Source organism: Sphingobacterium sp. MAE (assembly GCF_056711605.1).
Window position 1 is genome coordinate 4,800,994 of sequence record NZ_CM160044.1, and the last position, 26,756, is coordinate 4,827,749.

General features: G+C 39.2%; 18 protein-coding genes, 1 tRNA gene and 1 pseudogene. 11 read left to right on the plus strand and 9 right to left on the minus strand.

Translation table 11 applies throughout. From position 1 onward, the window contains the following. The first annotated feature begins 140 nt into the window (after positions 1-140). Positions 141-725, plus strand: a complete 585-nt coding sequence (locus tag AC06G9_RS20430; RefSeq protein ID WP_260947931.1) for a TetR/AcrR family transcriptional regulator — start codon at positions 141-143, stop codon at positions 723-725. 302 nt (positions 726-1,027) lie between these two features. Continuing rightward, positions 1,028-1,102: transfer RNA gene (locus AC06G9_RS20435), tRNA-Val, on the plus strand. A 65-nt stretch (positions 1,103-1,167) separates the two neighbouring features. Here the strand turns inward: AC06G9_RS20435 and uraH are convergent. The 3 genes and pseudogenes from uraH to AC06G9_RS20450 form a co-directional block, all read right to left on the minus strand. Next, on the minus strand, positions 1,168-1,575 hold the full coding sequence (uraH, locus tag AC06G9_RS20440; protein ID WP_281046701.1) for a hydroxyisourate hydrolase: 408 nt from the start codon (positions 1,573-1,575) through the stop codon (positions 1,168-1,170). Between the two features lie 46 nt (positions 1,576-1,621). Continuing rightward, a pseudogene (locus AC06G9_RS20445) lies at positions 1,622-1,894 on the minus strand (heme-binding protein); the annotation flags it as partial. 15 nt (positions 1,895-1,909) lie between these two features. Continuing rightward, a complete protein-coding gene (locus AC06G9_RS20450; RefSeq protein WP_480957047.1) occupies positions 1,910-2,170 on the minus strand; it encodes a hypothetical protein in 261 nt (86 codons plus the stop codon). Between the two features lie 199 nt (positions 2,171-2,369). Here AC06G9_RS20450 and AC06G9_RS20455 point away from each other — a divergent pair, with 199 nt between their 5' ends. After that, positions 2,370-3,542 carry a thioredoxin-like domain-containing protein gene (locus tag AC06G9_RS20455; protein WP_480957048.1) on the plus strand — a complete coding sequence of 391 codons (1,173 nt, stop codon included), beginning with the start codon at positions 2,370-2,372 and terminating at the stop codon, positions 3,540-3,542. Between the two features lie 421 nt (positions 3,543-3,963). On the opposite strand, the gene AC06G9_RS20460 is transcribed toward AC06G9_RS20455, so the two are convergent. Then, positions 3,964-5,148 (minus strand): acyloxyacyl hydrolase, encoded by a 1,185-nt coding sequence (locus AC06G9_RS20460; protein WP_480957049.1) that lies wholly within the window; start codon positions 5,146-5,148, stop codon positions 3,964-3,966. Between the two features lie 703 nt (positions 5,149-5,851). Between AC06G9_RS20460 and AC06G9_RS20465 the strand changes: the two genes are divergently transcribed. The 5 genes from AC06G9_RS20465 to AC06G9_RS20485 all read left to right on the plus strand — a co-directional run bounded on the left by AC06G9_RS20465 (position 5,852) and on the right by AC06G9_RS20485 (position 13,875). Further along, a complete protein-coding gene (locus tag AC06G9_RS20465) occupies positions 5,852-8,023 on the plus strand; it encodes a SusC/RagA family TonB-linked outer membrane protein (protein ID WP_480957050.1) in 2,172 nt (723 codons plus the stop codon). Then, positions 7,990-8,982: a TonB-dependent receptor domain-containing protein gene (locus AC06G9_RS20470; protein WP_480957051.1), complete on the plus strand. Its 993-nt coding sequence runs from the start codon at positions 7,990-7,992 to the stop codon at positions 8,980-8,982. The genes AC06G9_RS20465 and AC06G9_RS20470 overlap by 34 nt, the downstream gene beginning before the upstream one ends. 10 nt (positions 8,983-8,992) lie before the next feature. Further along, positions 8,993-10,570, plus strand: coding sequence for a RagB/SusD family nutrient uptake outer membrane protein (locus tag AC06G9_RS20475; RefSeq protein WP_480957052.1), 1,578 nt, complete (start codon positions 8,993-8,995; stop codon positions 10,568-10,570). Positions 10,571-12,130: 1,560 nt separating this feature from the next. Then, entirely contained in the window at positions 12,131-12,754 is a 624-nt protein-coding gene (locus AC06G9_RS20480) for a helix-turn-helix domain-containing protein (RefSeq protein WP_480957053.1), read from the plus strand. A 62-nt stretch (positions 12,755-12,816) separates the two neighbouring features. Next, positions 12,817-13,875, plus strand: a complete 1,059-nt coding sequence (locus AC06G9_RS20485) for a hypothetical protein (RefSeq protein WP_480957054.1) — start codon at positions 12,817-12,819, stop codon at positions 13,873-13,875. A gap of 411 nt (positions 13,876-14,286) precedes the next feature. Here the strand turns inward: AC06G9_RS20485 and AC06G9_RS20490 are convergent, their stop codons facing one another. The 3 genes from AC06G9_RS20490 to AC06G9_RS20500 form a co-directional block, all read right to left on the minus strand. After that, positions 14,287-15,528 carry a hypothetical protein gene (locus AC06G9_RS20490; protein WP_480957055.1) on the minus strand — a complete coding sequence of 414 codons (1,242 nt, stop codon included), beginning with the start codon at positions 15,526-15,528 and terminating at the stop codon, positions 14,287-14,289. A 30-nt stretch (positions 15,529-15,558) separates the two neighbouring features. Then, positions 15,559-18,009, minus strand: a complete 2,451-nt coding sequence (locus AC06G9_RS20495; RefSeq protein ID WP_480957056.1) for a TonB-dependent receptor — start codon at positions 18,007-18,009, stop codon at positions 15,559-15,561. 269 nt (positions 18,010-18,278) lie between these two features. Further along, a complete protein-coding gene (locus tag AC06G9_RS20500) occupies positions 18,279-18,812 on the minus strand; it encodes an RNA polymerase sigma factor (protein ID WP_293926928.1) in 534 nt (177 codons plus the stop codon). Positions 18,813-19,118: 306 nt separating this feature from the next. Here AC06G9_RS20500 and AC06G9_RS20505 point away from each other — a divergent pair, with 306 nt between their 5' ends. The 3 genes from AC06G9_RS20505 (at position 19,119) to AC06G9_RS20515 (ending at position 21,548) form a co-directional block, all read left to right on the plus strand. Next, positions 19,119-20,075, plus strand: coding sequence for a fasciclin domain-containing protein (locus tag AC06G9_RS20505; RefSeq protein WP_260947914.1), 957 nt, complete (start codon positions 19,119-19,121; stop codon positions 20,073-20,075). Positions 20,076-20,236: 161 nt separating this feature from the next. Next, positions 20,237-20,410, plus strand: coding sequence for a hypothetical protein (locus AC06G9_RS20510; RefSeq protein WP_248755334.1), 174 nt, complete (start codon positions 20,237-20,239; stop codon positions 20,408-20,410). A 1-nt stretch (position 20,411) separates the two neighbouring features. After that, on the plus strand, positions 20,412-21,548 hold the full coding sequence (locus AC06G9_RS20515; protein ID WP_480957057.1) for a helix-turn-helix domain-containing protein: 1,137 nt from the start codon (positions 20,412-20,414) through the stop codon (positions 21,546-21,548). 149 nt (positions 21,549-21,697) lie between these two features. Here AC06G9_RS20515 and AC06G9_RS20520 read toward each other — a convergent pair whose 3' ends face one another. Together AC06G9_RS20520 and AC06G9_RS20525 are read right to left on the minus strand one after the other, a co-directional pair. Continuing rightward, on the minus strand, positions 21,698-23,374 hold the full coding sequence (locus tag AC06G9_RS20520) for a RagB/SusD family nutrient uptake outer membrane protein (protein WP_480957058.1): 1,677 nt from the start codon (positions 23,372-23,374) through the stop codon (positions 21,698-21,700). Between the two features lie 8 nt (positions 23,375-23,382). After that, entirely contained in the window at positions 23,383-26,718 is a 3,336-nt protein-coding gene (locus AC06G9_RS20525) for a TonB-dependent receptor (RefSeq protein ID WP_480957059.1), read from the minus strand. Positions 26,719-26,756 lie beyond the last annotated feature (38 nt).

The following is a 26,756-nucleotide window of genomic DNA, read 5'->3' on the forward strand; positions in this document are numbered from 1 at the left end:
GTGATATTTTAAAACAGTCTGTACACACAATTGTCTACATAGATGGAGTTAACTTGCGCCAGGCAGCTCATAAGAATCCGAAACTATTTAAAATGGTTAGAAAAACATATCAAGGAGAAAAAAACGACAAAAGTAGGACGATGTCGAAACTTATACAATCTGTTGGTACCGTATTAGCAGCAAAAGGCTATACCGGTCTAACGCCCACCAATCTTGCAAAAGCTGCAGGGGTAGACCGGAAACTTATTTCAGCATATTTTGGACACATTGATCACTTAATAGCAACCTATATTAAAACAAAAGATTACTGGATCGTTGCGAGCGATAGTGCTGAAGCATTATTCAAAAACAATGCGCAAACAAGCTCACGTCACTTGCTCGAACACATGTTACTGGATCAGATCGTACAATTTAGTGCTAACGAAGAAATGCAAAAGGTAATCCTGTGGCAACTCAGTGAACGATCGGAAATGATGTCCCAACTATCGCAAGCAAGAGATGATGTAAGCGCATTATTCTTTCCTTTTGCAGATGAAGAATTAAAAGACAAACAAGTGGATCTAAGAGCTGTGACCAGTTTATTGATTGCCGGAATTTATTACTTAGTACTCCATACCAAGACAACAGACAGTACATTTTGCGAAATCGACATTACGCAGGTAGAAGGCATGAACCGCATTAGAGAAGCAATAAAATTTATTCTACAAGAAACTTATGGTGATTAGTGACCAGTAACGAAGTAACCAGTAACAAAGTGATCAGTAACGAAGTAACCAGTAACAAAGTGATCTAGTAACGAAGTAACCTAGTAACCAGTGGCAAAGTGATCTAGTAACGAAGTAACCTAACTTCTTAACCCACTAACCTACTAACTTCTTAACCCACTAACCTAATAACCTAATAACTCCATAACCACTTGCGCTACAATCACTTAACAATACCGTATTATAATCCACTAATCTTTTTTATCCCAACTGTTTCTTTATTTCTAAAAAAATTGTTTTATTTGCACCAGTTCATACGCAATGGAGGCTTAGCTCAGCTGGTTTAGAGCACTACCTCGACAAGGTAGGGGTCACTGGTTCGAACCCAGTAGTCTCCACATAAAAAAAGAGCATCTTGAATAAGATGCTCTTTTTTTATGATTGCCTTTTTAGGGGACAGTTTTTAATTTCCTCTGTAGGTGGAATATCCAAAAGGAGATAAAGTAATCGGCACATGATAATGCTTATTATCTTTGATTTCAAAAACCACTTCTATAAAGGGATAAAAACTGGTTACCTGTTTACTTTTAAAATAATCGGCAACTAAAAAGGTCAGTTTATAAACTCCTTTTGCCGCACTTTTTTGTTCCAAAAAATCTTTAATACGTCCATTTTCATCCGTAATTTTTTGATCTACTACTGTCCAAGTATCATCTTTTTCATTCCACTTCTGCAGTTTAACAGGCACCTCGGGAGCAGGAAGACCCGTCGAGATATCCAGAATATGGCTTGACAGTTGATAGGTCTGTGCCTGAACGAAAGCTGCACTGCAAGAAAGATACAGTAAAGCGGCTAAAATTATTTTTTTCATAGCTATTATTATTTAGAGTAAAATTTATTTCATTTTGTACATATTCCTACTTTGCAACAAGCTCAAATTCCAGCAATTGAGCAGCTCGAGCGACCAGATCGTCATTTTCTAGACCTCCCCCCCCCGATACCCCGATTGCGCCAATAACATTTCCTTGATAATATAACGGCACCCCACCACCTAACAGCAACAATTCGGGAAGATGCGCTAAATTTTCTGTTGCTGGATTGGCTTGCGCATTTTTAGCCAAAATCAATGTTGCCGTTTTCGTCGAAAGGGCCGTGCAAGCCTTGCGTCGAGATGCCTCCGAATTATGTGGCCCTACACCATCTCCTCAATTGATCAGTATAACCTGACTATTCACATCTACTACAGCAACAGAAACCTGTTTGCCCAACTCCAATGCTTTTGCCCTCACTAAGGCGCTCAAATCATTCGCCGCAGATAAAGTCAACTGCTGACTGACCATCAAATATGCAGAACGATCTTTTTTCTCTGTTGTACGGAGCGAATCTGCAGGCACCGGACTATGGGCCTCAGCAAAAGAAAGCACGCACATTGCGGCCAGAAATAACATATATTTTTTTAATAACATGATCTTTTTTAAAACACGTACGCTTTTAAATAGGATTAAAATCTTGATCTACATCAAGATTTTGTCAAATATGCTTGTTAGCAGGACATAAACACATATTCACAGGTCGCACTATAACAAAATTTACATTTTTATAACAATGATTCTGTACTTCACAACAGACTACATTATGTAATACAAATTAATATTATATTTGTTGATGCACCTGACGGAATACCAGAACTGTAGCGATGAGCAACTTTTCGAGCTTGTTAAGCTTGGAAATGCTACTGCATTTCAACACCTCTATGACCGCCTATACTATATACTCCTTTCACAGGCTCTTCGTAAAGTAAAATCCAAAGAAGACGCCCAAGATCTTACCCAAGATCTTTTTATGAAGATCTGGACCAAGCGTGATCAGGATGACGATTGCATCATCGGCAACGGCCGAAGAGTCCACCTGGAAGGCCAGTACATTCTATTTGACAAAGGCCATATCCGCCTTACGGGCTACATCGACAGTTTACCTTCCTATTATTATAGACCCAATCTACCTCAGGTCAAGCCTATTGTTGAAGGTTCACATGCACAAAGCATGGCAGACCAATTGACCAACATGAACCAAAAAGAAAAGAAGGAGATCAACGTTCTCGATCAGGCCTATATGACCGAATGCTATGGTCCTTCTCAAAAAGAACAGTTCAATACCGAAAGAGGAATCGTTATTTTGAAAGCAATAGATCCACTTAAAAAACAAATTTTTGAACGCAAATGGAACTTTATTAAAAACAATCCTCAAGAACGAGTTTCCTTAGATGAAGCGACTTACATGATCATGGGGTACGGAGAAGAGACACTTTCTAACCTTCAAATGGACGAGCTGCTGACTATTTTTGATCCACATTGGAATGGCAAAAAAACGTACAACGATTTAAAAGAAATGATCTCCAGAGCTAGAGCAACAGCAATAGGGGCCAAAATCATAGACGGTCCGTTGGTTGATCAAGCTGGCACCCCTGTTCAGTTGCTCTCTATTTTTCCAAAAGACAAGAAGTACATCTTATTAGAATTCTGGGCATCGTGGTGCGGTCCATGTCGCGGAGAAATTCCACACTTAAGACATACCTACAACGAATGGAAAGATAAGGGTTTTGATATTGTCAGCATCTCCTTGGATGAGAAGGAAAAAGACTGGACCAAGGCTATGGCCGAAGAGCATATGACCTGGAATCAGTATAATGCACGGGAAGGTTTCGATAGTCAAATTGCCAAAAGCTATGATATCCAAGGTATACCCTATGCACTTTTGATCGATTCAGAAGGTCGTATTATTAAACATAATATGCGTGGTGCAAGCCTAGATCAAGCTTTAGCAGAACTTCTAAAATAATAACACGCAAGTTTAGCCCTGTAAAAACAACCCCATTTTAACTGCGCTATTATTTTAAATAAAGAAGGTGCGCCATAAAGAGGGCACCTTCTTTATCATCAGTTCTACGAAAATAAACATGCAAAATAACGGTACACCCACCAACTAAAATAGCTCTGACTTCATCTTTATTCAGAGCTGTCTGAAAATCTCTGAAATCCTCCTTATAGATATGTTCCATCATCATGATATTCTGGAATCTGCTTTAAAAGCTATCCTATCCATGCTAAATGTCTTCATATATCAGATGATCATATTGACCGTACACCTCATGTAGTGATCCACTCACGAATATGAACCTCTTAATTCCTACAAGAAATATGGACATTGATCAAACCATTAAAATTTAGCCGTTCAATTCATCTTCATTAAGCAATACGTATTAGTGGTTTTTTTTCTTTTTTAACTGAAGCCCATACCCCATGGTCCACTCGATAAAATCAGCCTTTCCAGCATGTGCTTTAATAGAAACTCCCGTAAAGATATCACGATACACTTTGTACCGCACCCCTGCCCTGAGGTAGATCGGGCTGCTCTCCCCATTAAATTTGTTGCGGTGCAGATAAGCGCCCACGTTACCATTTAAATATAATCTGGGGTTGAGCACATGATCGATATAAAACGCAGGACCATACGAGAACAATGCTCCAAACGAACCCGCTTTGTCTCCCGCCACTTTTTGGTCGTGACCGCTTGCCGAATAGAAAGCATCCATTCCTGCACCGATGCGCCACTTATAGCCCAGATGTTTGCTGTAGTAAGCACCGAGTGTTGATTTAAAATATTGTTTATCATTTTCACGGTCGATCTGCTTAAATCCAAAAGCATAATTAAAGCGAAGCTCCTGTTTATCATCCATTGGACGGATCACCGATTTTCTAAAATCAAAAGGTTGGCTTGATGGACTATAGGAAACCGATAGGCTTAAGGGCAACAAATTGATCCCTGTATTGGGCAATGCCAAGGCACCATTGCTAAAGTGATGGAACGCAAGTCCAGCACCCAGTTGAAATTTTGAGCTCAATCGATAATTGGCCTGTACCCCCAGATCGATATATACATTATTTTTACTTCCAATGATCAAGTTCAATGGATTTTCTTCCTCATTATAAGGATTAAATCGACCCGATAAACCCAGTGCAATGCGATAGTTAAAATTCCATTTACTATTTACTTTTGGAGCGATCGGAATCGCTACGAATCCATATACTGCAAAGGGGTCTCCAAGATGCTCCTGACCAAAGGTACTGCTGTACACACCAATACCATAGATGGGGTAATGGTACAATTCATTGTACACACTCTGCACCGAATCTTTATACTGGCTCTGGAAACCAATGCGAAAGTTGATGCCATTGTAATAAGAATCAGCCAGTGTCTCTTTAGTACGTTCATTCATCTTCAATTCGCCGCCACTTTCATGTTCAAGCTGAAAGATCAATCTAGGCTTGCCCGAAACGGTCGCTTTACTGGAATCTAAGGAACTTGAAATACGAGGAGTCACCTGAGCGGCCAATGAAAAGGAAGTAAATGCTAGGGCGATAAAAATCAGAACTCTTACTGTCATGAAATGGGTACTTAATTTAAAAGCGGATTAATGTGTTTAAAAAATGGTTAACTCGGAGTCAACATTTGAAAACGCACAAAGGTAACAACTCCATGTTCAATTGCAAAACAATAAGATGTTACATCAAAAGACCAAGAAGGTCGTTTGCTACTCACTTAATAGCCCTCACAATCGTAACACAGTGACCCTATCACTCAATCACGTTACATCATGGGGGTTTATATTGGCGGGCTCACAATCGCAACACAGTGACCCTTTAACATCATAATGACAGCGTGATGCAGCGATATTCCAGATTCCATCGACTGATTGTTCTGTAGCAACATCAGCTATATTTCACCTTTAACCCCAGGCCATGCTTATGCATAGAGCAGTGTGTACACATGTTCAGGTATATCAAATTAATTGGCGCAAGGAGATAGGAGTACCTGACCTAGTTACCCTAAAAAAACAGCTTGCTTGGTCTTAAAATAAGCTACGTACAAGAATAAAATCTCAACAAAATATAGGCGTTTTTGATTATCCTTGTCCCAAGCTAAGACAGGTGAGAATATGTTTTTAATCTTCAATTGTAAATATTGAACGCCTCATTTTACGCAATCGATTGTCTTTTTGCACTCCTTTTGTTTTAATTTTTTTTGGTGTATTTTGGACACTTATGATGTCAAATCATAACTAAACCACACTCACTAATTAATACATTATGATAAAAAAGATTACTAAACCTTTTTTTGTAACTAGCTTTTATCCCATGACATCTGCCCTCATGTTGGCTTTGACTTTGCCCAATCATGTACGTGCAAATCATGCAGATAATAACAGTATGCAATCTCAGCTCAACCAGCAGCAAGCTGTCTCGGGCTCAGTATCTTCCAGTTCCGGTCCCCTTAACGGTGTCACGATAACTGTTAAAGAAAATCCTGCATTAGCGACTTCAACGGATAATAAAGGGAAATTTTCAATCCAAGCTAAGTCGGGCCAAACCTTAGTTTTTTCTTTAGTTGGATTTGAAAAATTACAACAGGTCATCACATCAGCCAATATGTCTGTACAACTTACCGAATCCAACGAAACGTTGAATGAAGTTGTAGTTGTTGGTTTTGGAACCCAGAAAAAAGTGAACCTAACTGGAGCAGTACAAGCAATCAGCAGTAAAGATCTACAAGATCGTCCAGTAACCAATGTGTCAACGGCATTACAAGGTAAATTTGCGGGGGTCACGATCATTCAAAACTCGGGACAACCCGGCAAAGACGGCGGAACGATTCGTATCCGTGGACTGGGTACTACCAACAATGCCAACCCTTTAGTTTTGGTAGACGGTGTTGAGAGCTCCATGAACAATATCAACCCCAATGATATTGAAAACATCTCTGTCCTAAAAGATGGTCCTAGTGCCGCAATTTATGGATCTAAAGCGGCCAATGGGGTTGTTTTAATCACCACAAAAAAAGGGAAAATGGGCGATCCGCAATTAACCTATAGCGGTTATGCGGGCTGGCAAGATCCGACACGCTTACCCAAATATATGCGATCATACGATCATGCCGTTATCTTGAATGAAGCATTAGCAAATCAAAAATTAGCACTACGATTTTCAGAAGCAGACTTAGAAGGATTCAAAAATAAATCTAATCCCGACAAATATCCCGATACCGATTGGTTAGATTTATTATATTCTGGAAGCGGTCTACAGCAGTCACACAATCTGCAGTATTCTGGTGCTACCGAAAAAGTAAATTACATGGCTTCTTTGGGTTTCATGGACCAGAAAGGTGTTATCGACGTCGCTAAGTCCGACCGTTATAACTTTAGAACAAATCTGGGAGCTAAAATTACGTCAAAGCTTTCGATGAATTTAGGCTTATCCTATAACTATCAACGAATCAACGAGCCTGTAAATCCATATACAGGAGATATGGCTCAAATTTTTAGACAAGCCAACCGCATCCCCTCTTTTATTCCCTATAAATACTCCAATGGATATTATGGCTATTATGGCGATGGAAATCCCATTGCCTGGTTAGACATGAAATCGACTGATGCCATGATCTATAAACATGCCAACATCAATGTATCCGCTGAGTACCAAATTGTAGAAGGGCTTAAATTTAAACAGGTCGTGAGTTTCCAGCCTAGAGATAATATGTCTTCAAAATTTGTAAAGGAAATTCAATTCTATGATAACACCACGGGGTTACCCAGTCAAAAACAAGGTGTAAATAACTTAACGGTTTATAACAATCAAGAAGAATTATTGACGCTTCAATCCTTACTAACCTACGACAAGACTTTTGGCAAGCATCAAGTTAATGTGTTAGGTGGTTTTATGGACGAAACCAGACGTGCTGATTTTTCAAGTGCATACCGTCAGAACTTTTTAGGCACTGAATTGCAAGAATTAGTACTAGGAGACCCATCTGGACAAGTGGCAAATGGTGGAGCTAAAAAATTGATTTTAAGATCCTATTTTGGTCGTATCAATTATGTGTTTGCTGATAAGTATTTATTTGAAGCCAATGTGCGACGAGATGGTTCATCCAGATTTGTCAGTAGCAATCAGTGGAATACCTTCCCATCATTCTCTGCAGGATGGCGCATAGCACAAGAAAATTTCTTTCAAAATTCAAGTTTAGCAAATTCCATATCTGAATTAAAACTTAGAGGCGGATGGGGTATCTTAGGTAATCAAACGTTAACTGGTGTAGGCGAAAACGCTTACCCGACCAACGACGAGTGGTATCCAGGCATTTATACCATCAACTCTGGTTTTAACTATGCATTTGGCAATGCCTTGGCGTCTGGAGGCACCGTTTCTGTTGCAGCAAATCCAGCTTTGCTGTGGGAAGATCGGTCAGTTCCAACATCGGTTTAGATTTAAACTTTAAAAACAAGTGGAGTTTTGTAATCGATTATTTCAATCGCACGACCGATCGTTTATATACAACTTTACCTATACCAATTCAATTTGGACTTCCTTCTCCGACTCAAAATGCCGGAAAAGTTAGAAATAGAGGTCTTGAAGTTCAAGCAAATTATGCTAACAGAGCTGGAGAATTTAAATTTGACATCGGTGCAAATGCATCTTATATTAAGAATGAGATCCTAGAGTGGAAATCAGATGCTGCGGAGCCACATTCTACTTTTTATGTCCGTGATCGTGGCTTACCACTTCGTTCCTTTTATGGTTATGAGACATTGGGTATCTACCGTTCCGATCAAGAATATGTGGATTCAAAAGTTAAAGGTGTAACGGGTGATGTTGGTGCAGGCGATTTAATCTACAAAGATCAAAACGGTGATGGTAAAATTGATGGAAATGACCGTGTTTATTTAGGTTCACCTGATCCTAAATTTATTTTCGGCCTTACGACGAATTTCTCCTACAAAAATTTTGATCTCAACATGTTTTGGCAAGGAGCTGCTGATGTAAAAGGATACCTCTGGGGTGAAGCCTTAGGTAGCATTACCGGTTCGGATAAACCAACAGAAATTTATGCCGACCGTTTCCATATTGTCAATAATCCAAATGGATCGATGCCTCGTGCGCTAACTTCATGGAGTCAAAATTCGGCCTCCACAAATCCTTCCGATTTTTGGGTTCAAAATGCAAGTTATGTCCGTTTGAAAAACATCACATTAGGATACAATATACCACAAAGTGTATTGAACAAAATTGGTATCAAAGGAGCAAAAGTATACTACAGTGGTCAAAACTTATTGACAATTACAGGATTTGCCAATGGATTTGATCCAGAAGCACCAGCAGATTCAAGAGGAAATTATTACCCACAGGTAAAGACCAATATTTTTGGTTTGAATGTTAACTTTTAAAAGAAAAAGAATGTTACGTAAATATAAATACATCGTATTGGCATGTGCCTTAGGATTAGCTTCTTGCGAGTCATTAGACCAACAGCCATTAGACCGATTAAGTGAAAAAACATTTTGGACGTCAGAAAAAGAAACGCTTTTTGCGGTAACGGGATTATATAATGGATGGGAGTCCGGAAGTCAGATCTTTTACATGGATTGTGCCTCAGACAATTCACATAATGATTTTTCACATGAAGGCTTTCAACAGATCGGTAATGGATCGTTCAACCCGACAAACCCAGGTAATGCGAGTTCCAGATACACCTACACACATATTAGAAGGGCAAACTGGATTTTAGAGCATATTGATCAAGCTCCAATTGCGGCAGATTTAAAGAAACGATTAATAGCAGAAGTCAAAACACTGCGCGCTTATCGCTATTTAGATTTAGCTATTCTTTTTGGTGACGTGCCTTTAATCACCAAAACCTTAACCATTGAAGAATCCGCAGTTCCTGCAAACCCAAGGGCACAGGTATTTAAATTTATCGAAGATGAATTAACAGCCGCGGCAGCAGATCTACCTGTCGTTCAAGCTGAAAAAGGAAGAATGACCAAAGGCGCAGCCTTAGGTTTTTTAGCTCGAACTTATGCTTTTCAGAATAAACATGCTGATGTTTTGAAGGCAACGCAGCAAATCATAGATTTCAACCATTATCAATTATTTAATGACTATGCCAATCTGTTTGAGGCTGCCAACGAAAATAACTTAGAAGTCATTTCAGATATCCAGTACATCGAAAATACATTTGGTTATACCGAGCTGGGTATTATGATGCCGAATACCATTGGAGGTTGGAGTTCGATTATTCCGCTCCAAAGCCTGGTAGACGCTTACGAAACGAAGGACGGAAAAACCATTGCTTCCTCTACGACTTACAACCCTGCTAAACCTTATGATAATCGAGATCCAAGACTAGCTGCTACGATCGTCTACCCAGGCGCATTGTATGCTGGAAAATACTTCGACCCATTAGGCGATACCAAAGATCATCCGGCAAGTGCAGATAACGCATCTAATTCAGGATATAATTACCGTAAATATCTTCAAAACCCTTCATCTTATAGTAATGTGTGGAATGTAGGCGTGAATATTATTTTACAAAGATATGCGGAGATTTTACTGCTAAATGCTGAAGCTAAAATTGAACTAAATCAAATTAATGCGACCGTTTACGATCAACTCAACAAGGTAAGAGTAAGAGCAGGTTTACCTAAAGTAAATGAATCTGAATATGCCTCTCAAGGCAAGTTAAGGGAGCTGGTTAGGCGCGAATTTAGAGTTGAATTAGCCGGTGAAGGTAGACGCAGATTTGACATTATCCGTTGGGGTATTGCCAACGATGTGATGAATGCAACCGTATACGGAAGTCTATCCAAAGGATCCGTCAATGCCACTACAGGTGAAGTTACTTTTACAAATTTAACCGATCGATTCCTAGTGGAAAAAAGAACCTTCACTGCTGGTAAAAATGAACTTTGGCCGATACCGCAAAGTGCCATTGATGCAGGAAAAGGAAGTTTAGTTCAAAATAAAAATTATTAACATACCACTGATCTCCTGTTAAAAGACTGCCTCTACTTAGTTGGGGCAGTCTTATTTGTTATTTTTGGATTAGAGACATCCTAACGGAATATTTTTAACCTTTGAGCTATACCCAATTTAGTGCACTATTCGTTAATCATTAGTCTTACTCCATTACCTTTCTAGCATTCTCTCCTATTCAACTTGACAAAGAATCGACTGGTCACAAAGCTGATCAGGATACCTAAAGCGGGCATCATCGCTGTTTGAGCAAGATCTCAAAACGAAAAACTAGCTCCGATCGAACAGGTGGTACCTCCTACACACGAAAGACGAATATCATTCCATTTCATTCACGACCTCCTTTTCTGTTTCAAGATCCGGACTTGATAACATTTAAATGAATCAACCGGAATATATGTATAAAGTTTACTCATTATCGTGATCTATCTGATTGCTAGCTCTAATGTACCCATTCATACCGAGGGAGACTCGATCCCAAAGTCATTTGTTTACCCTCGGCAGAAAGGGGATTTATAAACACTCAAACCTTATTTTTTATATTCCTACAGATCAGCTTCTCAAGGATCATAGCTGCATGGTGTTTCATTAATTTACCGCGACGTATCATTTATATTCTGACCCATGATCAACTTACGCCCTAAGAAGCACAAAAACATATTTTTTCCATCGATGATCGCGAGTAACTTTCCCTATTAATATGAGCATCATGCTAAAGATTACAGTAGGCGCAGTCCTGCGATCAATACTTTAGAAATCTTCGTGTCACCAAGACAGCCTCTGCGGCTAATCATTAAGATTAAAAAAATACATTTAAGTTCTCGTCAAGGGTTAACTTGGTCATCGCGCTTTTATATGGATGTATTTGAAATAAAATCCGATTCAAATATGCAGAATTTCTATACAACAAGCAAATGTAGCTTTGCTTACAATAAATAATTCATTACTTTTAATGTGTCAAGAATAAAAGAACAAAAACTGATTGGTATAGCATACGAGACTGCATAAATGAATCGGCAAAACCAGCAAGGTCAGGGCTCTCAACATGGCAGCAAACCATTATCGCCAGCTTTCATCGCCCGACACAGGTAGATGGGTCCTTCTTGGTTTTTAAGAATCTGCAAACTATTCCGGTTCTCGAAGCTTGTTTTTTAGCAATGTATCAATGGCATGATGCCCTTCCCGATCTGGAGTCGGCGGCCATAAAATTGGATTTTTAAGCTCTTTTCTTTTCATCATATCATTGGTTAAAATATGTATTCAATGAAAATGAGTCTGTAGTCGAGTAATCAGGCTTTACATAAAAAGGCAAGCCCCCTACTCTACACTGACACCTGGTACGGCAAAGAACCTTAGACACAGTTTCGAATAGGGAGCTTGCCCCCTCTATTTGTAAAAATACAAAAAGTCTGGGGGGCTGCAAACCCTACGCCTCGTGTCTATTGAAATTTGCCGTTTCGGTATCGAGACTCCAATCAGTCAACTGATTGTAATACAAACATAATAAAACTGTATGAAATATACAAATATAATGAACAAAAATATTTTACATACAACATAATGGCAAAAACAGTCAATAAAGAGTTAGCAAAATTTATTTCAGACCGTTTCAATGAAATGATGAAAGCAACAGAATTGGAACTTGAAGTATTTGCTGCGTATGCAAAGATTGGATACCGTAATTTCAGAACTTACCATAGCAGAACCATTCGAATTTCGGTCGAAACATTGAAAAAGATATGCGACGCTTATCAAATTACGCTTACTGATTTTTTCAATTCCGATCAAGCATTGTCCATTAATCCAAAGGTCATTAAACATGCCCAAGAATTTCAAATAAAATACGTGCTTGCCAAAAATAAGCTGTTAAAAGATGAGGGAGATAAATTTGTTACCAAACCCATCGGATCCGGCAATAAATGGGAACGTGATATGATGAAATACATTATTTTTCATACAGATTATTTCCATACACCAAGATCAATTGCTGAAATGATTATTGACTTTACTAAAGATTTTGAACTTGTGCTAGAGTCTGGTCGTATTTATGAGTTACTACGCAAATATGTAGGAAATGAAATTCAAAAAATCGAAACAATTCGTAAGAATAAAGATCAAACTAAAGCCAAAAGAAAAATATTCCTTTACAGTAAATTACCGGATAATAATAAGCGTACGAATTAAAAATCTGGGGAGTCACCATATCACCTGAAACACGATGTAAAATAATATGTTAATCATATCACATGCAAGATAAATCTGTGAATACCTCCACTTTCATTACTTTACTCATTTCAATTTTTTCTTATTCCTGTCATGGTATTTTAGAACGTAACGAACAACCACTGGATTCCGCATATATAGCTGTTCAAGAAATCAATGAAAATTATCGTTCTGATATTTTCGAGGTAAAATTATTTTGTAAAACCCAAGTATCGAGTTCAAGTTCACCCAATCCGATACGCATATTTCAGTCCGTCAATAACCAACTCATTGTTTCTTGTGATGCCGAAAAAAATGTGAAAACCCAAGGTGATATGGTTTATTATAAGATAAAAAACAACGGGACTGTTGAAGACAGCTTACAGTTAAACCTAAATCAATACTGGCCCGATTTCATTGATGATTTTATAATTTTCACCACTGATGATCAATCTTACTATACTACTTGGCCTCAAAATGGCGGTACCTCAAGACATGCTATTCAAATTTTAAATCAAGACCTAAATTGGAACGAAGAAAAAGTAAATAAAAAAATTGAACAGGTAAAAAAGAATGTACCATATTGGTTTTTAAAAAATGTGACCAAAAATGATCAATACTATATGCAGTTTTTCTATTATGAAAACAAGCAATGGTACCTGTTGTGGCAAAAAGTATCGGAATACAAAAGTCCTGATGATCAGGAGACAGCCAATCGCTTCAGAAAGGATGTTTTTTGGACAGGAGAAATAGATCCTTATCTACCCGAAAATGTTAATTTTTTGTATTTTCATCCAGAAGAAAAATTAAAATACAGCCATAATATTGGAGGCGGAAGTCCGGGGTTTAGCGTCACGAACTGGCGAGGTAAAGCTTTTTTTCAAACAAAAATTGGAGAAAATGACTTTAATTTTTTCAGTCCTCATATTGCGGTGGAAAAAGAAAAATTTGACAATTATAAAAATAGATTTTATACCATTGTAGAATCATCCTATCCCGCAATAACATTTCGACCGTCATTTTACATTTCCCCTAATGGATTTGCTTTTTATTCTTCAAACAGCCAAAGCATGTATATCATCCGTGAAAAAACAAGTCAATAAAAGGTATAAAGGATTCTATATGTTTCAATTCTACGAATATGGACAGCGTAGTCATATAGGATTATGACCTAAGAGTCAGTACAGTACAATAATGCATCTTAGGTTATTCAATAAAGCGGCTTCTTCCATGCAGCCAATTGTACTCAGAAGTAATTCCAATCAGTCGGGAACAACATACTCTAAACCTATTAGAATACCTTGAACAAATAGGAGATTGAGGAATAACAGAAATTGCTCACATTGCCAATATGAAAAAACAGATGATCCGTTTTTAAAAACGGTATTAAGCATCATATTAAAAACACTACCTCAGTTGATAAACGTTTATAATAAAACATAAAAAGAGGTTATCTCAAAAAGATAACCTCTTTAAATAGCTAAAAAAGCATAAAGCTCTTTTGATCGTGTTTATTAATATTTAACGATACCGTATGCCGATGTCATACCACCTTTGATTTGAATTCCTCTTTTAAATTCATTTTTATCGGTATCATAACAAGCGATATACCATTGAGAATCTACAGTTTTAACAAAAACATATGCTTTACTACCCTCGATTAGTACACCGTTGGAAGGTACAATTTGAACTTTCCCTAATCCAGAATCATTCAGATTTTTGACCATCACCTTCTTGTTGATATCAAAAATATAAGCGCCCAATAGTGCTTTTCCGTCTTTTAGGTAAGTATGCTGATCCGATTGCTGCCCCATAAATCCTTCCGAGAACAAGCTGTAGTTGGACAGATCAAAGGCATAATCCGGATCGATCTCTGTAGTACCTGCTTTGACACGCAACAAGGTGTAGAATTTATCCTCGCGGATCGTTGTAAAATAATAGTTCCCGCTTTCATCAAAGAAACTTGATTTTGTTTGATACCAAGTACCTGTTGTATGTCCATATTGATCATTAGATGCAATCTTTTGATTTTGCAAACTTGGATAGTCCGCAGTCAATACATAAGCGACTTGCTTTGATGGAGCAGCCCATTCTGGTGTTAGGTATAAAAATCCGACATAGATCTTCCCATTTCTAATACCTAAACTAGTTGGAGACAATTGGATTGTTGATTTTTCATAAAATTCATTTGGTTTACCCGCTTTAGCGATTGCCGGAACTTTAAAGTTCAATGCCGATTCGCCCTTCACGATCATCGTTGCTGTATCGATAATAAATAAGCGCTTATCAATAGCTTCCGTTGTCGCATTGTATTGAGCCGCCCAATTGATAAAGTTTAAACGGCCATCCATAAATGCGGATTTCATCATCCCCATATAGTTGCCCGGGTTAGAAACTACCGCATTTCCTTTTTCAACAATATCACCCGTTGCGACCGAATATTTAAAAACAGCATTACCTTCCGTTATAAAAATATTGGATCCCTCCCGTACACCATAGGTCTGGTCTATTTTTCCTGTTACGTCAATACCAAATCCTACAGGTGATACCGAACCTTCTTTCATCAGATCCTCTACAGGTAAAATATAATCGTGCTTTTCACCTGCTGCTTCCACTTGAATGGTCACACCATATTTGGAGTCTTTCGTGATTTCCTCTGGAGCCGGATGATCAGAAGAATTTTTACAGGCAGCAAAACTTAAAGCCACTGTGGCCAGTAGACATGATTTTTTAAAATAAGTATTAAAAAAACGCATAGTTGTATAGTATAATTGTTAAAAATTAAATTAAAATATGGACATTCTCAATTTTGTATAGAATGCACGACCTGCTTTTTGCAGTCCAAAATTATCGTAAAGTCTTTCGTCGGTAAAATTTCTAGCTTCCATAGAAATCCCGTATTTATTACGCTTCCAAGAGTAAGACAAAATCGCAGAATGCACATCTTGATTCGGAATATAGAGCTTGGTCGATTGCGATGCTAGGTTCTCCCAACTCATATAAAATTTATGCGTATACTGATTCATATAGGTCAGTTCAATACGGGTTCCCATTCCCAACCAGTCATTTTTTCCAATTGAAATATCCACATTTCCATACAGATACGGTCTATTGGGCAGTTGTTTGTGTAGGATGGATGCTGCCGGATCAATAGATTCATCGGTTTGCAATTTGGTTACAATTGCTTTATCATAACTCCCGTTGACATTGACCCGAAATAAATCTTTATAGCCATATTTCGCATCAAACTCGATCCCATACAATCGTGCTCCGTCCAAGTTGGAGTATCGATAATAATTACCAGCACTGACCATCTGGATATAATTATTGGTGTTGCGTAAGAACGTAGTGACATCCAAATTGATAAAATGTTTATCCCTGAAATAGCCATTATAAAACACCCCTAGATTTACATTATTCGCTTCTTCAGGTTTCAGGTCAATATTGGACAATACATAGACTACGTTACCATAGAGCTGTTCTACCGAAGGTAATTTATATGATTTTTCAATCGATGTTTTGATTCCTATATCCTTCTTCAAGAGATATCTCAAGGTCAAACCACCGCTTTTATAATCTTTATAGTTGTCATACTTGACCACATCCCCTGCAATCAGATTGCCCTCACTATCGTATTTCCGCTCATCTGCCGTATAGCTGTTATCCATACCATAATATTTAAAGAATACCACAGAACTTAGTTTTTCATCGAGCCATTGCCCCTGCCAAGCCAAGTTGATCAGGTGTTTATTCAGACGCTTTGGCCTGCTGTTGATTTCCCGATATTCCTCGGTTTTCATCAGATCAAAATTCTTTTGCTGATTGGTACTGAGGTTATAGCTCAAATTGATCACTTGCGATTTTTGTTTATTCAGATTATAAGAAAAATCGGTCTTTGCGATATAACTCTTGTTGACAATCTGATCATAAGCTTCATCCTTGAATATCCCATTACTTTGTGGTATCCCAGACCAGTAATAGATATATTTTGCGGTATCCCTCACATCTGTCCGGCTATCACCATAGCTTGCAAAAATATCCACATATAAATCCGGAAGGAAAAGCCCATTTTTTCGATACTGGATACTTGGAGTCAGGAATTTATTTTCAGACCATCGACCACCATATACCGATTTGATATTGGATCCCATTTGGATTTGCTTGTTATTTTCCGAATAGCCCAGTCCAAAAAGGAGACGATCTGCCCATTTCACGTTTTCAAAACCAGCCTCTATTTTTCCCATTCCCGAGGTGTAAGCATCATGAAAACGTCGCGCTTGATCGACTTTCACCAACTGATTCTGCACGATCCCTGTTTCTTCATCAACAAAGGATTTGAAGTATCCGTCGAGATTAATCCCATACTTCGGATTGCTGTACATCCTATAATTATTGTCCGAATGGTTGAAAAACGCATCCGCTTTCACCATCAATCCGGTCTTTGCATCCCTCATATTGGCGATCAAGGAGGCTTGGTGGGTATTGAAAGAGCCATAACCATAGCTAAAATCAAAAAACTGTTTATTTCTACGTTTGGTGATGATATTGACAGCACCACCCAGCACGTCCGTTGGCAGGTAAGCGGGCACAACTCCCTTATACACTTCAATACGGTCAACTAAATTGACCGGAATATTATTTAAGGTCATGGAGCTCCCGTAATTTTCCATGGGTACCGCATCGATAAATATTTTGGCATCCAAGCCATTGATTTTAAAGGAGAAGTCAGACCCCATTCCCCCGTCTTCACGAATGGTCACCCCAGGAGAGCGTCTCAACAGCTGATTGAGATCAGCCACCTTATCCACCTGTGTATTTAAATCGATCACATTGACCGCATAGCCCGACTGTTTTATTTCCTGCACCTTACGTTGGTTTAAGGTTTTCCCAACAACAGAGACCTCATCGAGTGATTTTTCATCCCGACGAAGCTGGAAATCCAAAAAGGTACCGGTGTTTGTTGCCAGATTAATTTTCCTCGTGTCCGAATGAAAACCGACACTTGATACGCGCACATTGAAATGTGCCTGCTTTAATTTCAAGAATTGGTAGGATCCATCGACATCACTGGTTGTTCCCAAATCCAATTCCTTTATCGAGATAGTCGCACCAGCGATAGGTTTTCCAAAAGTGTCTTTTACGTAACCCGATAGATTAAACGTTTCTATTTTTTGTGCACACAGTAAGAGCGAGATGTGTAAAAAAAATCCTGTTAAAAATAATTGTTTAGCTTGCATTAATTGTTTTATTATCGCTTTAAATTTTCCAAATGTTTACAACTTTTTAAAAAACACCTCATTTTGTTGGTACCTCACAGAATAACAGGAATGCACACCGCTTTCCAATCAGTGGAAAGAGCAAGACGCCATTCCTTCTTATGCTGTCATAAGGAAATTAGGATATCTGTTGATGGTGATTGACGAACACCCTCTATGAGTATAGTGTCGTTTTTGTAGAAATTGTCCCGATTTATTTATACTTAATATAAATAAGGAAATAAAGCGCCTTAAAAACCTACTTTTTTCAGGTTCATTCTAACCGATTTCAGGCAAATAGAGAGTTTATTACGAATTGTTTTTTCGGATAGGTCTAGCGCATCAGCAATGGCACTATTGTCTAGCCCATCTCTAAATTTAAGCACAAACATATCTTTACTCTTGGAGGGGAGTTTTGTCATCATATGATCGATGGCCAGATGAAGATCTTGATACATCATGTCCTGATCGGATTCCTGATCGGAGATGATATCAACATCATTCAGATCCATTTTATCATCAATAATCAATCTTTTCTTGATTTCGTGCAATGCGGCATATTTTACCGCCCTTTTGAGATAAATTTCGATATGTTCAATCTGACGCTCTTTTCTCTTGTCCCAGAGGGACACAAAAACATGCTGCACCATGTCCTTTGCCAAAGATTCATCATGGACAATACAGATCGCATACTGCAAAACTTGATCCCAATACCGTATATAAATCTGTTCGAAGCTCTTGGCATCGATTGACTTACAAGACAATATTTTATTTTGATCGCTCATATCGTTCACTGGCTCGACAAATTTAACTTAATTTAGATACAATCCAAATAAGAAATGAAATAAACCCGTAAAAGCCATGTCTCGTCTTATTGCCTATTTAAAAATAATGGAGTAAAAGTTATCTTGTATAGGAATAAATGAAAATCCAACTTTTCAATAATTATAATTATCTGTCCTAATTGGCATTAAAAAAAGTATTAATATATACCATATCGAAAGAAGAAATAAAAATCAAAAGAAATTAAGGTCTATTTTAATCCCTTTGGTATGATGTTTGGTTGTAATTTTAGTATATAAATATACTAAATGATGAAAAAATTAAATTTTACACTCTTCAAAAAGTCAGCTGCTATCCTGGGCATAGCGACGTTAATTTTTATGGGCTCTTGTAAAGATGATGATCATCCAGAACAAGAAGTAACCACTATTTCTGCGATCGTTAGTACAAACAAAGATTTTTCTTTACTGAAGTCTGCCTTGATCCAAGCGGATCTAGTTGATGTATTAGCAGGAAATGGACCATTTACTGTATTTGCGCCTAACAATGCTGCTTTTGTGGCTGCAGGCTTGGATTCCGAAACCAAAATTAAAGCATTACCAGTAGCCGATCTAAAGAAGATCTTATTGTATCATGTTTTAAGTCAAAAGACGGTTTCATCATCACTTCCAAATGCAGCCAATACAGCTGTCAAAACCCAAGCAGAAGCTGATGTATTTATTACTAAAAACAACAATGGTGTTTTTGTCAATGGCGCGGCAGTAACCCAAGCTGATGTGATGGCTACTAATGGTGTGATTCATGTGATCAATACGGTTTTGATGCCACCCACGGGCAATATTGTACAGGTTGCTCAAGCAAATTCGAATTTCACTTTTTTAGTAGCTGCTGTATTAAGAGCCAGCCAAGGTTCGACCAATGTTGCACAAGTGTTATCCGGAACAGGTCCACTTACAGTATTTGCTCCTACAAATGACGCCTTTATAAAGGCAGGATTTGCAACAGTTGCGGCTATTCAAGCTGCCGATCCAGCGGTATTGACCAGCATTCTGACTTACCATGTCATTTCAGGACGTGTTTTATCGAGTGATCTGACCGAAGCTGCACAGCCAGCGACTGTCAATGGTGGCAAAGTCATGATCTCATTATCTGGTGGCGCAAAAGTAAAAGGAAATAAAAATGCAACAGCAGCGACGATATCGCCAGCGAACTTATTAACGACCAATGGCGTGATCCACGTCATTGACCAAGTACTATTACCTTAATTAACATCGATTAGTTTTCCAATTCCAAGCATGATAAGCTTCAAACTTATCGTGCTTATTTTTTCTCAAAATCTCAAGAGCCAACGCCATTGTACTTCAATATTGATAGTTGTCTTTAATGAAGTAACCACGATCAAATCGCTGACTTTAGCACAACATAAGTGGACATCCCGCTACCCTATCAGTTACCTACTGGATTGGGATATCATGAATGGCACCCTGCTCGTAAAAAACTGCTTATTCCATCCTTTCATCCAGATATTCCAGTGTCAAAACTAATGGCTAAAAAATTAATTATTTATGCTAAATTGACCAACCTTAAAGCATCAGCCTAAAATGAAAAAAATTGACCCAAAACAATACGATGTACGTGCTTTCGAGATCTTATTGAGAGCACAAATCTCCTCGGTATATCCTGACAAATCAATTGTCAATAAAACGATACATCAACTTGCGCATCTACTTGAGAACGAGGAGCAACAGTTGACCGCAAAATCGTTCTTTAGGGTCTCCCATGCTTTAAAATTGGACCTGACTGTAGTGTGCTATGAGTTTTTTAAAAACCTGCCGTCAACCCGGTTACAGACCTTTGGCAGTCCATTAGAAAAACTATTTGGCCTATTTTTAAACAGTAAAAGCGATGTTTCCGCCGCAACAGGCTTAAGTGAAGCTCGCATCAACGATTTATTTAATAGATCATATGATCAATTTTATGCCTATGAAATCTGTTCATTAGCGATCGCATTTGGGATAACACCTAGTACACTATTTGAATATTTTTATGATGGTACAAAAAAGAAAGCGGTCCTCAAGCTTGAACTGGTAGATGACATCAATAGGCAGCCAAATGAGGTATTGTTCATGGATCAATCCACGGGTAACGATCATATAGTTAAAGAGGACAAGACGACAAGCACCTTAAGGAAGGTTCATAGTAGAACTTTTGATGACCTAGTCAAGCATACAGATTACTTTTCGACACCGCGAAGCCCCAAGGATATTATTGAAGACCTCAAACTCCGATATAATCTATCAATAAGTGCAGGCAATGTCTATTCCTATTTGAAAAAATATACGAATAATGAACTCACAAAGATTAAAGCGGTCCAGTACACCGCGATCGGAACACGATCTAACAAACCTACAGTTACGTATATTAAATCTCGACCACAACGTGCAAAGAATAAAAACGCAGAAGATCATATGATCATAAAAAAGACCAAAAATAGGGATGAATATAGTTCCGGAGTGCTCGACCAACAGGAGCAAATAGAAGATCCGGTATCTTTAGATCAATTGTATGAGCTGATTGCGGGTCACCCTAACCAACGTCTCTCCTTTTATTTGACCGTATTTGACGTCAAGGCCACATTATTGCAAAGCAAATTACAAAAACTACAAGAACAAGGTAAAATCGAATATTGTGGTACCCGTAAAAGCGGAGGCTATTGGGCGATCAATAAAGAAGGATAATAAAGAGCTAGAGCAAGAATAAAAAAAGATACCCTACAACCCATAGCGACATGAAACACAACATGCGGAGAATAATAGGATTATTTCTCCGCATGTTACCACCCAGGTTATTTAAAGAACTACCATTATGAGTAGCAGTTTGGTCTATATTACCAACCCGGGTTTTGTCCTAGATTTGGATTTCTTTCCCACTGTGTCTGCGGCACAGGCCACAGGTAGTTTTTGGGATTTTCAAAAGCACGGTTCCACTGCACGACCAAAAAACCATCTTTATTTTTACGATAAGCAGCACTTGCTAGCTGCGGAAACCAAGAAGCTTTTACGCCCTCGATATCAGCCGCTAGACGGTTTCCTTCTTTCCATCTTCGGACATCAAAATAACGTTGTCCCTCCAACACCAGTTCTACCCGCCTTTCCCTGCGGATTTCGGTACGGATATCCATACCGTGCTGTGCTAAAAAACTAAGCTCCATACGTTTCATCCCCACACGATCACGCAACAGATTGATCGAAATGTCCAGATCAGCCTGGGTCAGTTTGCCCTGCTCCATTCGCGCCTCCGCATAGGTCAGCAATACCTCTGCGTACCGGATATGATGAATATCATTATCATCTCTGTTATAATTTGGAACAGCAGATAGCTCCACATATTTTTTATAATAGTACCCCGTTGTCGTTACCGATCCACGGCCATCTTGACTAAATTTAGGAACTTGGAAGATGGTGGGGTCCGGATTGCTCGCAATCGGTCTCCCATCATATCGTCCACCCCATTTATCACCCGGCACCAAGATCGTCTGTGTCATTCTCGGATCTCTATTTTTGAAAACATCTTCATAAGTATCGTCTTTATACAATGGTGATTTATCGATCGGTAGACCATCCGATGCTAAATAAGAATCAACAAGCGATTTGGTTGGCACAAAACGTGCAAACTGATCAGGGACCTGAATTTCCCTACTTAAATTATGCATAATAATATCCATTTTATGCAATCTGGCAAACAGCGTTTCCTGATTTTTCCCCATGGCCACTTTGCCATTGCGTGTAAACAGTTCCTGATAAGCAGTTTTGGGACTACCAGTGGTATATAACCTATATACACCTAGATCCATGACATCTTTGGCCGCCTTTTCAGCGATTTCATATCGTCCATATGCCAGCGCAATCCGCGCTTTTAACGCAAGGGCAGTACCTTTGCTAATACGTCCTAGATTTTTCGCTGTTGGAATTGCTTTCGGGAGCACAGCAGCAGCTTCATCCAGCTCCTCCAATAGGAAATCAACCACTTCTGCTTGTGCCGTTCTACCATCATAGAGCTCAGGATCACCTGGGTTCAGGGGTACCAAAGACAACGGAATATCTCCGTAAAAAGACGTCAAAAAACTGTATCCCAAAGCTCTGATCACGCGTACTTCAGCAGCAAGCTGTTCATTAGCACCTGGAGTAGTTTCTTCCGCATTTTCGTACTTTTCCAAAAAGACATTACATTCTCGTATATCACGATACATATTGCGCCATTCAGCATCCACTGTAGGCTGAGTGACCGGAAATACACCAGATCCAATATCTTTATATTCAGTTGTGGTCGGCCACATCGTATTTTCGGCCAAGTTTTCCATATCCACGATATTCTTCGCTTTTACACGCGAGTATATCGCTGTAACCGCCATTTCCAACTGCTCTTGTGTCTTCCAGTACGTATCGTCCACAATTTCATCTTGCGGATAGCGATCCAGAAATTTAGTACAACTGGTCAATGCAGCCAATCCCACAATGAGCATCATCATTTTTAAGGTACGGGTTTTATAATTTTGAAGTAACATGATCTTGACTATTTAAGGTTAAAATTGAGGCCGACAACATAGGTTTTCACTTGCGGATAATAACCACCGGTATTACCAGCAGGTATTTCCGGATCATAACCTTTGTAGAAATTAGTTTTGGTCAATAGGTTATCCGCAGAGAAATATATTCTCAACTTGGAAACCCTGATTCTTTCCATCATCGCTTTTGGAAAAGTATATCCAATCTGTATATTTTTTAACCTCAGGTAAGCTGCATCTTCGATCCATTTGGACGATAGACGTGTGTTATGAGTACGCATATAAACCAATCTGGGATAAGAAGCATCGGTATTTTCTGGAGTCCAGCGATCCAGATGCACATCTTGAGGCATAGCACTGTTATTAATAAAAGGGTGACGTGCAGCGCCGCCCAAATAGCCATCGGCTTTGCCTACCCCTTGCAGAAAGAAACTAAAGTCAAACCCCTTATAGTCCAGATCACCTCTAAATCCATAGGTATAACGAGGAATTTCACTGCCAAGAATTACACGATCTTTCAATACCGTTATTTCTGTTGCATCTGCATCTGCAGGTTTGTAAATCAGGTCACCAGGAGCCACCAGATCACCCTTTTGGAATGGAAATTTAGGAACGTATTTTCCATCTACGATATTAAAGTCACTTTCTTGAGCAATTCGATCAGCCACAAATCCATAAAATGCATCCAATGGATATCCTTCCAATCGAACTTGATCTCCTAGATTATTCGCGAAATTTTCAAGCTTGGTGATTTTATTTTTGACGTCCGAAAGATTAAAATTGGCCGCATATTTAACATCTCCGATTTGATCACGCCAGCCCATAACCAGTTCCCATCCTTTATTCTGTACTGATCCCGAATTTTGTGCAGGATAAGCAGTACCCACACCGATCACATCGGGCAACGGCGGATTTAAAATAATCGCATTCGTATTATTGATAAAATATTCTCCGGTCAAGCTTAACCGACTATTTAAAAATGCTAAATCTACCCCTATATTTGTTTTTTCAGCAGATTCCCAGGTAATAAACTGGTTAGGAATAAACGTTTGCCTAAAACCTACCTGCCCTTCATCGCCAATCGGATTGTTACTGGTCATCTGTACAGAAGCTAAGGTCGCCATATACGGGAAATCACGTCCTACCTTGTCATTTCCTTGTGTACCATAAGAGAAGCGAATCTTGGCAAGATCCCAGAATCCCTTCATATTTTCAAAGAATTGCTCTTCACTCAAAACCCAACCTGCAGAGAAAGAGCCAAACCAGTTCCATCGCACATCCTTATGAAATCGCGAGGAACCATCACGGCGAAAATTACCTTCCAGCAGATATTTACTGTTGTAGTCATAGTTAATCCTTCCAAAAAAAGACATCAACGCATTCTGGTTACTGGAGCTGCTGTTCAACTGGTTGTCCGTACCGACAGCAAGCGATTCCAGTTCCTGGACCGGGAGATTTTGTCTTGAAGCCCAAAAGTCATTTCCCAAAGTTTCTTCTACTGAAAACCCCAACAGTCCGGTGATATTGTGTTTATCTTGAATACTTGTTATGTAATTGGCCGTACCCACGAATGTTTGATAAGTGCCCGAATAATGGTCCATCTTGATGCTATTTGGATTATTGGTCTGATAGATCAATTTATTATCATCGGGACTAAAATAATTGATTGTCTTCAGAAGCGTGTTTCGCTTCGAATTATATTTTACTAAGCCATATTGCCCCCTAAGATCGAAACCTTTCATCAAGCTAAGTGTAGCTGCGATATTGGCCGTAATTTCTTGTGAAGTAAAACGGTTGGTACCGCCATCTGTTGCCACCGCCACCGGATTACTTTGTCCACCATGATAGCCCCAGCTTCCATTTGAAAATTTTACAGGCACTAAAGGACGGATGGAAGTCGCACCCGAAAGCGCACTCGTACCCGACGCCGAACCGTAATAACCACGATCAATGTACCCCAAGTTGGCATCGATCTTAATACGATCGATCAGTTCAGTATTGAATCGCATACGCGCATTATGACGTCCCGCTTTAAAATTATCACCGACCACCAGTCCCCCCTCGCCTAGGTAACCATAAGAAACGTAGTAGTTGCTCTTGTCTGTACCGCCCTGCAGGCTCAAGTTATAATTTTGCTGTGCAGCATTCTTTTTATATACTTCTTCGATCCAATCGGTATTGGCAAAATAATTAAGGTCACTACCGTTTCGCGCCGTTTCGATATCCTGTTCACTGTAGGTCGGACCCTGGTTGGCATTTCGGTTAGCTTCATTCTGCAGCAACATATAATCTACAGAACCTAAAAAATGTGGTAAAGCAGTAGGAGTCTGCAGTCCATAGTAACTATTGAAACTGAGACTCGTTGTACCTGTCTTTCCCTTTTTAGTCGTGATTAATATTACGCCATTTGCTCCGCGTACACCATATATCGATGAAGAGGCCGCATCTTTCAGCACCGACACGTTTTCGATATCGTCCGGATTCAAAATATGGAGATTGCCACCGGGTATACCGTCGATCACCACCAACGGATTGGCATCGCCCCAAGTCCCTACACCACGGATTCGCATCTCAGGAGCAGCATTTCCCGGACTTGTGTTCTGACTTCGGATCGTTAGTCCAGGGAGCTGTCCCTGTAGTCCCCTACCGACATTGGTAATCGGACGGCTTTCCAATTCCTTGCCAGACAAGGTTGCAACGGCACCTGTCATATTTATCTTTTTTTGTACGCCATACCCTACGACCACGACTTCATCCATCAACTTCTCTTCCTGTTGAAGCTGAATTTCCAAGACCTGTTGATTACCAAGCACAATTTCCTGCTTTTTATATCCTATAAAAGATATCACCACGACATCGCCAGAATGGGCTAAGATCGAAAAGCGTCCTTCAGCATCCGTAGCAATTCCGCCCGCCGACTTCCCTTTCACCACAACACTGACACCCGAAAGTACCTCACCCGCAACATCCGTAATACGTCCAGAAAAATGCTGCTGCTGGTCGACATCCGCCTGGATCGAAGCGCGCCGATCTGGAAGAACAGTCGCCTTTCTTCTTTGAATCACAATCGACTTTTGATCGATCGTATACTGGAGATTACGGGTAGCCAACAATTGATCCAATGCAGCAGTTATCGGTTGATTGCTCAGATCGACGTTTAGATTTTTCACCTCTTTGATGACGTCACTTTTACATAAAATATGATAACCCGTCTGATTCTTTAATTCCGTTAGGAATTTCACAAAGGGCATATCTTTTTGTTTAATCGTGACCGTCTGCGCCCGTACAGTTGCTTGAAGCTGCACAACAGAACAGAAAATAAACAGGATCAAAAATTTCATCATGACGAAGTATTTAAAGTGCTGGGAATGGAGCCTTTTGT

Bases quoted from the DNA above. Each gene is read 5' to 3' on its own strand.
- AC06G9_RS20430 (WP_260947931.1), top strand. From the start codon at position 141: ATGTCGAAACTTATACAATCTGTTGGTACCGTATTAGCAGCAAAAGGC.
- uraH (WP_281046701.1), bottom strand. From the start codon at position 1,575: ATGAAAAAAATAATTTTAGCCGCTTTACTGTATCTTTCTTGCAGTGCA.
- AC06G9_RS20450 (WP_480957047.1), bottom strand. From the start codon at position 2,170: ATGTTATTAAAAAAATATATGTTATTTCTGGCCGCAATGTGCGTGCTT.
- AC06G9_RS20455 (WP_480957048.1), top strand. From the start codon at position 2,370: ATGCACCTGACGGAATACCAGAACTGTAGCGATGAGCAACTTTTCGAG.
- AC06G9_RS20460 (WP_480957049.1), bottom strand. From the start codon at position 5,148: ATGACAGTAAGAGTTCTGATTTTTATCGCCCTAGCATTTACTTCCTTT.
- AC06G9_RS20465 (WP_480957050.1), top strand. From the start codon at position 5,852: ATGATAAAAAAGATTACTAAACCTTTTTTTGTAACTAGCTTTTATCCC.
- AC06G9_RS20475 (WP_480957052.1), top strand. From the start codon at position 8,993: ATGTTACGTAAATATAAATACATCGTATTGGCATGTGCCTTAGGATTA.
- AC06G9_RS20480 (WP_480957053.1), top strand. From the start codon at position 12,131: ATGGCAAAAACAGTCAATAAAGAGTTAGCAAAATTTATTTCAGACCGT.
- AC06G9_RS20485 (WP_480957054.1), top strand. From the start codon at position 12,817: ATGCAAGATAAATCTGTGAATACCTCCACTTTCATTACTTTACTCATT.
- AC06G9_RS20490 (WP_480957055.1), bottom strand. From the start codon at position 15,528: ATGCGTTTTTTTAATACTTATTTTAAAAAATCATGTCTACTGGCCACA.
- AC06G9_RS20495 (WP_480957056.1), bottom strand. From the start codon at position 18,009: ATGCAAGCTAAACAATTATTTTTAACAGGATTTTTTTTACACATCTCG.
- AC06G9_RS20500 (WP_293926928.1), bottom strand. From the start codon at position 18,812: ATGAGCGATCAAAATAAAATATTGTCTTGTAAGTCAATCGATGCCAAG.
- AC06G9_RS20505 (WP_260947914.1), top strand. From the start codon at position 19,119: ATGATGAAAAAATTAAATTTTACACTCTTCAAAAAGTCAGCTGCTATC.
- AC06G9_RS20515 (WP_480957057.1), top strand. From the start codon at position 20,412: ATGAAAAAAATTGACCCAAAACAATACGATGTACGTGCTTTCGAGATC.
- AC06G9_RS20520 (WP_480957058.1), bottom strand. From the start codon at position 23,374: ATGTTACTTCAAAATTATAAAACCCGTACCTTAAAAATGATGATGCTC.
- AC06G9_RS20525 (WP_480957059.1), bottom strand. From the start codon at position 26,718: ATGATGAAATTTTTGATCCTGTTTATTTTCTGTTCTGTTGTGCAGCTT.